General features: G+C 41.4%; 12 protein-coding genes. 10 read left to right on the top strand and 2 right to left on the bottom strand.

All coding sequences use genetic code 11. The annotated features are described in order from the left end of the window. Window positions 1–626 precede the first annotated feature (626 nt). From rpmH to noc, 8 genes are all read left to right on the top strand, one after another. Entirely contained in the window at window positions 627–761 is a 135-nt protein-coding gene (rpmH, locus tag NST22_RS21530; RefSeq protein WP_003178075.1) for a 50S ribosomal protein L34, read from the top strand. Window positions 762–912: 151 nt separating this feature from the next. Beyond that, on the top strand, window positions 913–1263 hold the full coding sequence (gene rnpA / locus NST22_RS21525; protein WP_003242628.1) for a ribonuclease P protein component: 351 nt from the start codon (window positions 913–915) through the stop codon (window positions 1261–1263). Window positions 1264–1407: 144 nt separating this feature from the next. Then, window positions 1408–2193 (top strand): YidC family membrane integrase SpoIIIJ, encoded by a 786-nt coding sequence (gene spoIIIJ, locus NST22_RS21520; RefSeq protein ID WP_010886648.1) that lies wholly within the window; start codon window positions 1408–1410, stop codon window positions 2191–2193. Beyond that, a complete protein-coding gene (gene jag / locus NST22_RS21515) occupies window positions 2190–2816 on the top strand; it encodes an RNA-binding cell elongation regulator Jag/EloR (RefSeq protein ID WP_003243764.1) in 627 nt (208 codons plus the stop codon). Before spoIIIJ ends, jag begins: the two co-directional genes overlap by 4 nt. Before the next feature lie 310 nt (window positions 2817–3126). Then, window positions 3127–4506: a tRNA uridine-5-carboxymethylaminomethyl(34) synthesis GTPase MnmE gene (gene mnmE, locus NST22_RS21510; RefSeq protein WP_014478576.1), complete on the top strand. Its 1380-nt coding sequence runs from the start codon at window positions 3127–3129 to the stop codon at window positions 4504–4506. Between the two features lie 20 nt (window positions 4507–4526). After that, complete coding sequence (gene mnmG, locus NST22_RS21505) at window positions 4527–6413, top strand: tRNA uridine-5-carboxymethylaminomethyl(34) synthesis enzyme MnmG (RefSeq protein WP_032730266.1); 1887 nt, start codon at window positions 4527–4529, stop codon at window positions 6411–6413. A 13-nt stretch (window positions 6414–6426) separates the two neighbouring features. Beyond that, complete coding sequence (gene rsmG / locus NST22_RS21500) at window positions 6427–7146, top strand: 16S rRNA (guanine(527)-N(7))-methyltransferase RsmG (protein WP_015250777.1); 720 nt, start codon at window positions 6427–6429, stop codon at window positions 7144–7146. A 121-nt stretch (window positions 7147–7267) separates the two neighbouring features. After that, a complete protein-coding gene (noc, locus tag NST22_RS21495) occupies window positions 7268–8119 on the top strand; it encodes a nucleoid occlusion protein (RefSeq protein ID WP_003226829.1) in 852 nt (283 codons plus the stop codon). 50 nt (window positions 8120–8169) lie between these two features. On the opposite strand, the gene NST22_RS21490 is transcribed toward noc, so the two are convergent. Further along, window positions 8170–8610, bottom strand: coding sequence for a PH domain-containing protein (locus NST22_RS21490; protein WP_019712630.1), 441 nt, complete (start codon window positions 8608–8610; stop codon window positions 8170–8172). A gap of 247 nt (window positions 8611–8857) precedes the next feature. On the opposite strand from NST22_RS21490, the gene soj reads away from it, so the two are divergent. Next, entirely contained in the window at window positions 8858–9619 is a 762-nt protein-coding gene (gene soj / locus NST22_RS21485; RefSeq protein WP_003219244.1) for a sporulation initiation inhibitor protein Soj, read from the top strand. Then, window positions 9612–10460, top strand: coding sequence for a stage 0 sporulation protein Spo0J (gene spo0J / locus NST22_RS21480; RefSeq protein WP_003226832.1), 849 nt, complete (start codon window positions 9612–9614; stop codon window positions 10458–10460). The genes soj and spo0J overlap by 8 nt, the downstream gene beginning before the upstream one ends. A 39-nt stretch (window positions 10461–10499) precedes the next feature. On the opposite strand, the gene yyaC is transcribed toward spo0J, so the two are convergent. Further along, window positions 10500–11117, bottom strand: coding sequence for a spore protease YyaC (gene yyaC / locus NST22_RS21475; RefSeq protein ID WP_003243890.1), 618 nt, complete (start codon window positions 11115–11117; stop codon window positions 10500–10502). Window positions 11118–11567 lie beyond the last annotated feature (450 nt).

Below are 11567 nucleotides of genomic sequence, written 5' to 3'. Positions count from 1 at the left end.
CTTCCGGCACGTCCCTCCTTTTCTTAGAAAATGGCGTCTTTCTCTGTTATAGAACACAAAAAAAGAGCAAATGGCGCTTACCATTCGTACACATTAAATGTTGAAAACATATAATATAGTAGATAAATAGCTTTTCGACAAATTTCACAACTTGTGGACAACCTTCTACACAAGCTGTGTGAAATCAATCCACAACTTATCCACACTTTGTGGATAAAGAGGAAAGGTAGGATTAGTAATCAAGAGTTAAAACACAAATATAATACCAAAATAAACGAGAGCTTGCAATGGTTGTCACAATCTTATCCACAAAGCGGACAACCTGTTGAAAAAACCTTGTCCACAGGGGTTGGTAATGTGAAAATGTTGTCGATAACCTCTGTGGATACTAAAAAAAGCCGAAAAAGATATCCACATGCGTGATTTTAGGGGCAAATTGTTTGAATTTGTCTTTTTTCCGTAAAATTAAGGAATCTAAAAAATAAGGTTTCGAAAGTTGAAAAGGTATGGTATCCTATTATGGTTGCAAGAAATAAAAGCACTAGTGAAGTTGACAATGAATAGGTAACGCAAATATAATAAGTAAGACTGTCTTTAACAGCTATTCCTCGAGGGAGGTGTCATAAATGAAAAGAACATTCCAACCGAATAACCGTAAACGCAGCAAAGTTCATGGCTTCAGAAGCCGTATGAGTTCAAAAAACGGTCGTCTAGTTTTAGCACGCCGTCGCCGCAAAGGCAGAAAAGTATTATCAGCTTAGGCCACTGAATAATGTCAGTGGTCTTTTTTCACGTTATGGGAAAAGATAGATGTGATGCGTAATGAACCGGGGCATGCTTCCTGGTTCAGATGCATCTCATGTTCATAATAAATTTTAAAAGTTTCTGCCAGCCAGTATCGGAGTGAGTCATTTGAAGAAGCGAAATCGTTTAAAGAAAAATGAAGATTTTCAAAAAGTGTTTAAACATGGGACATCAGTTGCAAACCGCCAGTTTGTCTTATATACGCTTGATCAGCCTGAAAATGATGAACTGCGTGTCGGGCTTTCCGTCAGCAAAAAAATTGGCAATGCTGTGATGCGAAATCGGATCAAACGTTTGATTCGGCAGGCCTTTCTTGAAGAGAAAGAGAGACTGAAGGAAAAGGATTACATCATTATTGCCAGAAAACCGGCGAGCCAGCTGACATATGAGGAAACGAAAAAAAGTCTGCAGCATCTATTCAGAAAGTCTTCATTATATAAGAAATCTTCGTCAAAGTAGGCATCACCACTGCTTTCTTACAACTTTTAAAAGCGCTTCCTTTCTGGTTGATCAGAAAAAGACACCATTTAAAACTGAAAGATGCTAAAATACATACAAGTATGCTTTGCAATAAAAGAGTGTAAAGATTAATTATAGGAGGAAATGTTGTTGAAAAGGAGAATAGGGTTGCTATTAAGTATGGTTGGCGTATTCATGCTTTTGGCTGGATGCTCGAGTGTGAAAGAGCCGATCACTGCAGATAGTCCGCATTTCTGGGACAAGTACGTAGTATATCCATTGTCTGAGCTCATTACGTATGTAGCGAAATTGACGGGAGATAACTACGGGCTTTCAATTATTCTAGTTACCATTTTAATTCGTTTATTAATTTTACCGCTGATGATTAAGCAGCTGAGAAGTTCGAAAGCGATGCAGGCTTTACAGCCTGAAATGCAAAAGCTTAAAGAAAAATACAGCTCAAAGGATCAAAAAACGCAGCAAAAGCTTCAACAGGAAACAATGGCTTTATTCCAAAAGCATGGTGTCAATCCATTGGCGGGATGTTTCCCGATTTTGATCCAGATGCCGATTTTAATTGGATTCTATCATGCGATCATGAGAACCCAGGCGATTTCAGAGCATAGCTTCTTATGGTTTGACTTAGGAGAAAAAGATCCTTACTATATTCTTCCTATCGTTGCCGGTGTCGCTACATTTGTTCAGCAAAAACTGATGATGGCTGGCAATGCGCAGCAAAATCCGCAAATGGCGATGATGCTTTGGATTATGCCAATTATGATTATCGTATTTGCGATCAACTTCCCGGCGGCTCTTTCTCTTTATTGGGTAGTTGGTAACTTGTTTATGATTGCGCAAACTTTCCTCATTAAAGGACCTGATATTAAAAAAAATCCTGAGCCGCAAAAAGCCGGAGGAAAGAAAAAGTGAGGAATGTGACTGCTGCAGGGCGAAATGTCGATGAAGCAGTACAGTCCGGATTGCAAGAGTTGGGATTAACGAAGGATAAGGTAGAAATTACTGTTATTGAAGAGGGAAACAAAGGGTTTCTCGGTATTTTCGGTAAAAAGCCTGCGATCGTAAAGCTGGTTGAAAAGATTGATCCGATTCAGCAAGCGAAGTTATATCTTCAAACGATTGCCGAAGCCATTGCCGGGAAGTCTGATGTGACTGTTCAAGAAAGCAAAAAGACAGTGAGATATCATATAACAGGTGAAAAGGCAGCATTGTTAATTGGGAAAAGAGGACAAACCTTAAATGCCCTTGAAACTTTGACACAGCTTGCCCTTAACCGTTATCCAGGCCAATATAAAAATGTGACGGTGGATGCAGAAAACTATCGTTTGAAAAGAAAAGAAACACTGAGCCAGCTGGCCATCAAGCTTGCTGACCAGGTTTTGAAAACGAAAAAATCCATCCAGCTTGAGCCTATGCCGTCCAGCGAAAGAAAAATTATTCACGATACTCTTTCTGGATATGCAAACCACCAGATCAAAACATATTCAATGGGAGAGGGCGAAAATCGTCATCTCGTTATTTCCCATAAAAGATAGCATAAAACCGAAGTCCGATAAAAATTGGATTTCGGTTTTTTTGTATCCGAAAAATCCACTTTTCCTAGTAATATCAAGGTTTTGCCGTTTAAGTTTTTTCTTTTTAGGTGTATCCTGTTGATAAAAAGGAAGTTCAGGAAATAAAATTAATTGTTATTCACATGTGGATAAGTTAAAGTAATAAGGGACGAATTTCTATTTCTGTGGATAACAAATCTTCCACTTCGAACCAAACTATGTTATCTTTTAGTTTTGGCATAATAAAAATTTTTTTATATAGATGAAGTATAAGTAAAGAGAGGTGAACAACATGGATACAATTGCGGCAATTTCCACACCGATGGGAGAAGGTGCGATTGCGATTGTACGGTTGAGCGGACCAGAAGCCATTCAAATCGCAGATAAAATTTATAAGGGACCGAAGGGGAAAACACTCAGCTCGGTCGAATCACATACGATTCATTATGGTCATATCGTAGACAGACCTTCGGATCGTGTCGTTGAGGAAGTAATGGTATCAGTGTTAAAAGCGCCGAGAACTTTTACACGGGAAGATGTTATCGAGATAAACTGTCACGGGGGAATTGTGACTGTGAACCAAGTGCTTCAGCTCGCATTGAGAGAGGGAGCGAGACTGGCAGAGCCTGGCGAATTTACGAAACGTGCGTTTTTAAACGGGCGTATCGATCTTTCACAGGCGGAAGCGGTTATGGACTTAATTAGAGCGAAAACGGACCGGGCAATGAACGTTGCTATGAATCAAATGGAAGGGCGTCTTTCTGCTTTGGTGCGCCGTTTGCGCAGTGAGATTTTAGAAACACTGGCCCATGTTGAGGTGAATATCGATTATCCGGAGTATGATGATGTAGAGGAAATGACGCATCAGATTTTAGTCGAAAAGGCAACCGCCGTGAAAAAGGAAATTGAGGCGCTGCTGAGGACTTCTGAGCAAGGAAAAATCTTGCGTGAAGGTCTTTCTACCGTCATTATCGGCCGGCCAAACGTAGGAAAATCATCTCTTCTGAACAGCCTCGTTCATGAGGCAAAAGCCATCGTAACCGATATTCCCGGAACGACACGGGATGTGATTGAGGAATACGTGAATGTAAGGGGCGTCCCGCTTCGTCTGGTTGATACAGCAGGTATTCGTGAAACAGAGGATATTGTTGAGCGAATCGGTGTTGAACGTTCTCGCCAGGTCCTAAAGGAAGCGGACCTGATTTTACTTGTGCTTAATTATAGTGAAGAGCTTTCTGAAGAAGACGTGAAGCTTTTTGAAGCCGTTGAGGGCATGGATGTTATCGTGATTTTGAATAAGACTGACCTTGAGGCGAAGATTGACACTGAACGTGTCCGTGAGCTTGCCAATGGACGTCCAGTTGTTACGACATCTCTTTTAAAAGAGGAAGGCATCAATGATCTGGAAGAAGCGATTCAATCATTGTTCTACACGGGTGCCATTGAAAGCGGTGATCTGACTTATGTCAGCAACACACGTCACATCTCTATCTTACAGCAAGCAAAACGCGCCATTGAAGATGCGCTTAGCGGCATCGAACAGGATGTCCCGATCGACATGGTGCAAATTGACCTTACAAGATGCTGGGAGCTTTTAGGGGAAATCATTGGAGATTCTGTCCACGAAAGCTTAATTGATCAGCTCTTTTCTCAATTCTGTTTAGGAAAATAATTAAAGGAGGAACTAGAATCATGGGGTATGAAGCAGGCCAATACGATGTGATTGTGATTGGCGCCGGGCATGCCGGTGTTGAGGCTGCCCTCGCATCTGCACGCCAAGGCGCCAAAACGCTTGTCTTGACCATCAACCTAGATATGGTTGCATTTATGCCATGTAATCCGTCTGTCGGCGGCCCCGCAAAAGGGATTGTCGTCCGCGAAATTGACGCGCTCGGCGGAGAAATGGGAAGAAACATCGATAAAACACATATTCAAATGAGAATGCTGAATACAGGAAAAGGTCCTGCGGTTCGTGCATTGCGTGCGCAAGCAGACAAATTCCAATATCAGCACGAAATGAAAAATACACTTGAAAAAGAACCAAACTTAACATTGCTGCAAGGAATTGTGGAGCGGCTGATCGTTGAAGACGGCGAATGCCGAGGCGTTATTACACAAACAGGCGCACATTATCGTGCGAAAGCAGTTGTCATGACGACAGGGACATATTTAAGAGGACGTATCATTCTTGGCGATCTGTCTTACTCAAGCGGCCCGAATAACCAGCAGCCTTCTATTAAGCTTTCTGAGCATTTGGAGGAACTCGGTTTTGACCTTGTTCGTTTTAAAACAGGTACGCCGCCTCGCGTTAAAAGCGACACGATTGATTACAGCAAAACGGAAATTCAGCCTGGTGACGATGTGCCTCGCGCTTTCTCATATGAAACAGTGGAATATATCACAGATCAGCTCCCTTGCTGGCTGACATATACAAGCCCTGAGACACACGAGATTATTGACAGCAACCTGCACCGTTCACCGATGTATTCCGGTATGATCAAAGGTACAGGCCCAAGATATTGCCCGTCCATTGAAGATAAAGTTGTACGATTTAATGATAAACCGCGTCACCAAATCTTCCTTGAGCCGGAAGGCAGAAATACACAGGAAGTCTATGTCCAAGGTTTATCTACAAGTCTTCCAGAAGACGTACAGCAAAGAATGCTTGCAACGATTCCTGGACTTGAAAACGTGCAAATGATGAGAGCCGGCTATGCGATCGAGTATGATGCAATCGTACCGACACAGCTCTGGCCGACACTTGAAACAAAAAAAATCACAAACCTTTACACTGCAGGTCAAATTAACGGAACTTCCGGTTATGAAGAAGCTGCGGGACAAGGGATTATGGCGGGAATCAATGCAGGACGAAAAGCGCTTGGAAAAGAAGAAGTGATTTTAAGCCGTTCTGACGCCTATATTGGTGTTCTGATTGATGACCTTGTGACAAAAGGTACCAATGAGCCATATCGTCTTTTGACATCACGTGCGGAATACAGATTGCTGCTTCGCCATGACAATGCTGATTTGCGTCTGACAGAAATCGGACACCGCATTGGATTGATTTCTGATGAGCGCTATGTGGCTTTTGAGAAGAAAAAAGCGGCGATCGAGGCGGAGAAAAAACGTCTTCATTCTGTAATTATCAAGCCGTCTCCGGAAAATCAAGAATATATCCGTTCTCTTGGCGGAAGCGAATTGAAAGATGGAGTTCGCGGCACAGACTTGATGAAGCGTCCTGAAATGAACTATGAAACAGTCACAAAACTGGCGCCGCCAGAAGTGCCAGTTCCTCAAGACGTGGCAGAACAAGTAGAAATCCAAGTGAAATATGAAGGATATATTGAAAAATCTCTTCAGCAAGTGGAAAAACTGAAGAAGATGGAAAATAAAAAAATTCCAGATCGAATTGATTATGACGCAATCAAGGGGATTGCGACCGAGGCGCGTCAAAAACTGAAAAATGTACGGCCTTTGTCTGTTGCCCAAGCTTCCCGCATTTCCGGTGTAAACCCGGCGGACATTTCAATTCTATTGGTGTATTTAGAGCAGGGACGCATTGCGAAGATAGCCGAATAGAAAGGATGACGGCATGAATATTGAAGAATTCACTTCTGGTTTGGCGGAAAAAGGGATCTCCCTTTCTCCCCGTCAGCTGGAGCAATTTGAGCTGTATTACGACATGCTGGTTGAATGGAACGAAAAAATCAATCTGACTTCAATAACAGAGAAAAAAGAAGTGTATTTAAAGCATTTTTATGATTCCATTACAGCTGCTTTTTATGTCGACTTCAATCAGGTGAACACGATTTGTGATGTCGGAGCGGGAGCGGGTTTTCCAAGTCTGCCGATAAAAATATGCTTTCCGCACCTCAATGTCACAATCGTGGATTCACTGAATAAACGGATCACGTTTTTAGAAAAGTTATCTGAGGCTTTGCAATTGGAGAATACAACATTCTGCCATGATAGAGCTGAAACGTTCGGGCAACGGAAAGACGTGCGTGAAAGCTATGATATTGTGACAGCGCGAGCAGTTGCGAGATTATCTGTTTTGAGTGAGCTTTGCTTGCCTCTGGTGAAGAAAAACGGTTTATTTGTTGCTTTAAAAGCCGCATCAGCTGAAGAAGAACTGAATGCAGGCAAAAAAGCAATCACGACGCTTGGAGGAGAACTTGAGAATATCCATTCTTTTAAGCTGCCTATTGAAGAAAGCGATCGTAATATTATGGTGATACGCAAAATAAAAAATACACCTAAGAAGTATCCAAGAAAACCGGGAACTCCTAATAAATCGCCAATTGAAGGGTAATTTAGACAGCCTGATATGACAATACCATCATATTTTCATCAAAATTGATGGATGTACAGCAGGAAAAACCATGAGAAAATAGAATTATAAAAATGGCAGTTTTTAAAGGTGGTGTAGGTACATGAAGCATTCATTCTCTCGTTTCTTCGGGCTTGGTGAGAAGGAACAGGAGCCGGAGATTGCTGAACATGATACAAACAAAGAAGAGATTCTGGAAATACCGGTAAATGCTATCGTTCCCAACCGTTTTCAGCCACGCACCATTTTCTCAGATGAAAAAATCAAAGAGTTAGCAATGACCATTCATACACACGGCATTATTCAGCCGATTGTTGTTAGGCATACAGAAGAAGAAGGCCAATACGAACTCATTGCAGGTGAAAGACGCTGGAGAGCGGTGCAATCGCTTGAGTGGGAAAAGATTCCGGCAATTATTAAGGATTTTTCCGACACGGAAACCGCTTCTGTGGCGTTAATCGAAAACTTGCAGCGGGAAGAACTGTCTTCTATTGAGGAAGCGCATGCTTATGCTAGGCTGCTTGAGCTGCATGATTTAACACAGGAGGCACTCGCACAGCGCTTAGGAAAAGGGCAGTCTACAATCGCGAATAAGCTTCGGTTATTAAAGCTGCCTCAGCCGGTCCAAGAGGCGATTATGGAGAAGAAAATCACCGAGCGCCATGCCAGAGCACTGATTCCGCTGAAACAGCCTGAGCTCCAAGTCACACTGCTCACAGAGATTATTGAGAAAAGTTTAAATGTAAAGCAGACAGAAGACCGCGTGGTGAAAATGCTGGAGCAAGGCCAGAGAAAGCCAAAGCCGAGACGCAAAGCATTCAGCAGAGATACAAGAATTGCGATGAACACGATTCGCCAGTCACTATCAATGGTGGAAGACAGCGGTGTAAAATTGAATACGGAAGAAGAAGAATTTGAAGAATATATTCAATTAACGATTCGCATACCAAAATAGAAGCTCTCCTGAAAAGCAGGAGAGCTTTTTATATTTTTAATAAAAGGTAATCACTTACTTTTAGTGAATATTATTATATTAGAATTCTTTTCTTTGAGCTTGTGGATAAATTCTTCAGATTTTTGCGGTGAAATCACTGCATGTCCCCATCCCCCCTGATAATATATTGTGATGGCATGGCGAGAGCCGATCAGACGAAAACCGGACCACAGTTTCTTTTTTTGAACGACTTTATCGATGTTTTCATAAGGAATTTGATGTTTGATCAATCCGGCTTTAATGATCAGATGGTGTTCTTTCAATACATATTTCAGGTCAATAAAGCTCCAAATGATGAGTCCATTTAAAAGAGTCAGCAGAATAAAAATGATCCAGCCGGAAACTCTCATATTTCCCAGCACAAAAGGAACAATGGCATCTGCTTGTATCAGTAATATGAGAAACACAATCATCAGCGTAACGGGTACATCTCTCTTCGTTTGATAAATCATTTTCTCACCATCCTGTTTCCACGTTCTGTACTGTGACTTCTTCTTTTTTTCTTTAAGAAATTCCTTTTTTAAGTCAAAAAAACATAGAAATTGCAGAATTTATAAGAGAAAGCATAAAGCGTGCTTGAATTTTCAATTATTTCCCTTCTGATTCGGAACAAAATGATGAAAAAAATGAAACGCTTTAATCTTTTTTTGATAGAATAGAAGCAAGATAGTACATGTTCATGTGAAAGTAGGTGACATCGTGGGAAAAATCATAGCAATTACGAACCAAAAAGGCGGGGTCGGCAAAACAACGACGTCTGTCAACCTTGGGGCATGTTTGGCTTACATAGGGAAAAGGGTTCTGCTGGTAGATATTGATCCGCAGGGAAATGCGACAAGCGGATTAGGGATTGAAAAAGCCGATGTAGAGCAGTGTGTGTACGATATTTTAGTAGATGATGCAGATGTAATAGATATTATTAAAGCAACGACAGTAGAGAACTTGGATGTGATTCCTGCGACGATTCAGCTTGCAGGGGCTGAGATCGAGCTGGTTCCTACAATATCAAGAGAAGTGAGATTGAAGAGAGCGCTTGAAGCAGTAAAGCAAAATTATGATTATATTATCATTGATTGTCCGCCGTCATTGGGCTTGCTGACGATTAACGCCCTTACAGCCTCGGATTCCGTTGTGATTCCTGTACAGTGCGAATATTATGCCTTGGAGGGTCTCAGCCAGTTATTAAATACAGTACGTCTTGTGCAAAAGCATTTGAATACTGATTTAATGATTGAAGGTGTATTGCTGACAATGCTTGATGCCCGGACAAACCTTGGCATTCAAGTGATTGAAGAGGTTAAAAAGTATTTTAGGGATAAAGTATATAAGACAGTTATTCCGCGTAATGTCCGTCTGAGTGAGGCACCGAGTCACGGAAAACCCATCATTTTATACGATCCGCGGTCAAGAGGTGCGGAAGTATATTTAGATTTAGCAAAGGAAGTGGCTGCGAATGGCTAAAGGCCTTGGAAAAGGGATTAATGCGTTATTTAATCAGGTAGATTTGTCTGAAGAGACAGTTGAAGAAATTAAAATTGCCGATTTACGCCCTAATCCTTATCAGCCAAGAAAACACTTTGATGACGAGGCATTAGCTGAACTAAAAGAATCTGTGTTGCAGCATGGCATTCTTCAGCCGCTTATCGTCAGAAAATCTTTAAAAGGCTATGATATTGTTGCGGGTGAACGGCGTTTTCGAGCGGCAAAGCTGGCAGGTTTAGATACAGTTCCGGCCATTGTCCGTGAATTATCAGAGGCGTTAATGAGGGAAATTGCTTTATTAGAAAACCTTCAGCGTGAAGATTTATCTCCGCTTGAAGAGGCTCAGGCATATGATTCCTTGTTGAAACACTTAGATCTCACACAAGAGCAGCTTGCCAAACGTCTTGGGAAAAGCAGACCGCATATTGCGAATCATTTAAGACTGCTGACACTGCCAGAAAATATTCAGCAGCTTATTGCCGAAGGTACGCTTTCTATGGGACATGGACGCACGCTTCTTGGCTTAAAAAACAAAAATAAGCTTGAACCGCTGGTACAAAAAGTGATTGCGGAGCAGCTCAATGTTCGCCAGCTTGAGCAGCTGATTCAGCAGTTAAATCAGAATGTTCCACGTGAAACAAAGAAAAAAGAACCTGTGAAAGATGCGGTTCTAAAAGAACGAGAATCCTATCTCCAAAATTATTTTGGAACAACAGTTAATATTAAAAGACAGAAGAAAAAAGGCAAAATCGAAATTGAATTTTTCTCTAATGAAGACCTTGACCGGATTTTAGAGCTTTTGTCTGAAAGAGAATCATAAATGAAAAAACCATCTTTCAAACGAAGATGGTTTTTTCATTTATATGCGCCCAGTGAGCCTTTGTAGCGGGTTAAGGCGTTCTTGCCTCCACTCTGTCCGATCTGTTAAACTCAAACCTTCCGCTAGAACATTTGCCATATTCATGACCAAGTTGAGTCTAGTATTTTGCAATACAAAATATTCCATAAAACCGCTCACATTCACGATTCCGTTAATATGAAGATCTCCCACTTCAGGAAGGTCTTTTTGTACACCGGCTCCGGGCTTTAATGGCCCGTCCCCGATTTGAAATGAACCCACACTCTTAACGCGGCCTAAGCATGCATCGACTGCTATAACAAATGGGTTTTTATGTAATTTATGAATGTCATTGATTTTATCCTTCATGTTCACAGCATGGACGGGGTCAGATAAGGTTCCGTAGACATGGAATCTGGTGAGCTGCATCTGTTTGAGTTTCATTCCTACGAGCGGGCCTAATGAGTCACCGGTTGAACGGTCTGTTCCGATACAAACCACGACAATTGGTTTGCCAGCAGCTTTACGTAAGGATGAAGAAAGGATGGTTTGGATTTGTTTTGCCGCTGCAGCATCTGTATGTGAAACATATTGCTTTACTCGTTCCTGAGAAGAAAAAAGCCCGCCTTTTCGATTCATGGGTTTCACTTCCTTGTTATAGTAGGTAACAGAATTGCTATGGTGTGTGTAGTTATGTAAGGTTGTTTACAGTATATCCAGCAGTATGATTTTTTATGCTTTGTGTATGGCACCAGAGATTTTAAAAAAGTAGAGGGCATGATATGAATGGTTAGTGGGCGATTACAAGTATTGTCCCCCATTGCCTCGATCATGATCAAGCAATGGTCTGCTTATGAAACACTTGAATAGGTAGGAATGGTTAGAAAAAAGTGAAGAGTGAAGTTCACTTCTTCATTCCGCGGACAAACAAATAAATATCTCTTTTTAGACTGCCGTATTAGCAGTCTTTTTTATGTGTATTTCGTATGATAATTTCAGCTTGTGTTCAAATGTCTATGAAAATATGGCATGTTTGCTTTCCTTTATTTATATAGTAACAATAACGGGAACAAGCTGAACTTTGTCTAT

It is taken from the genome of Bacillus sp. PS237, from assembly GCF_037963345.1.
Classification (GTDB): domain Bacteria; phylum Bacillota; class Bacilli; order Bacillales; family Bacillaceae; genus Bacillus; species Bacillus subtilis.
Note: the sequence above shows the minus strand (reverse complement) of the source record. Positions and strands in the feature narration are given on the sequence as shown.

Bases quoted from the DNA above. Each gene is read 5' to 3' on its own strand.
- rpmH (WP_003178075.1), top strand. From the start codon at position 627: ATGAAAAGAACATTCCAACCGAATAACCGTAAACGCAGCAAAGTTCAT.
- spoIIIJ (WP_010886648.1), top strand. From the start codon at position 1,408: ATGTTGTTGAAAAGGAGAATAGGGTTGCTATTAAGTATGGTTGGCGTA.
- mnmE (WP_014478576.1), top strand. From the start codon at position 3,127: ATGGATACAATTGCGGCAATTTCCACACCGATGGGAGAAGGTGCGATT.
- mnmG (WP_032730266.1), top strand. From the start codon at position 4,527: ATGGGGTATGAAGCAGGCCAATACGATGTGATTGTGATTGGCGCCGGG.
- rsmG (WP_015250777.1), top strand. From the start codon at position 6,427: ATGAATATTGAAGAATTCACTTCTGGTTTGGCGGAAAAAGGGATCTCC.
- noc (WP_003226829.1), top strand. From the start codon at position 7,268: ATGAAGCATTCATTCTCTCGTTTCTTCGGGCTTGGTGAGAAGGAACAG.
- NST22_RS21490 (WP_019712630.1), bottom strand. From the start codon at position 8,610: ATGATTTATCAAACGAAGAGAGATGTACCCGTTACGCTGATGATTGTG.
- spo0J (WP_003226832.1), top strand. From the start codon at position 9,612: ATGGCTAAAGGCCTTGGAAAAGGGATTAATGCGTTATTTAATCAGGTA.
- yyaC (WP_003243890.1), bottom strand. From the start codon at position 11,117: ATGAATCGAAAAGGCGGGCTTTTTTCTTCTCAGGAACGAGTAAAGCAA.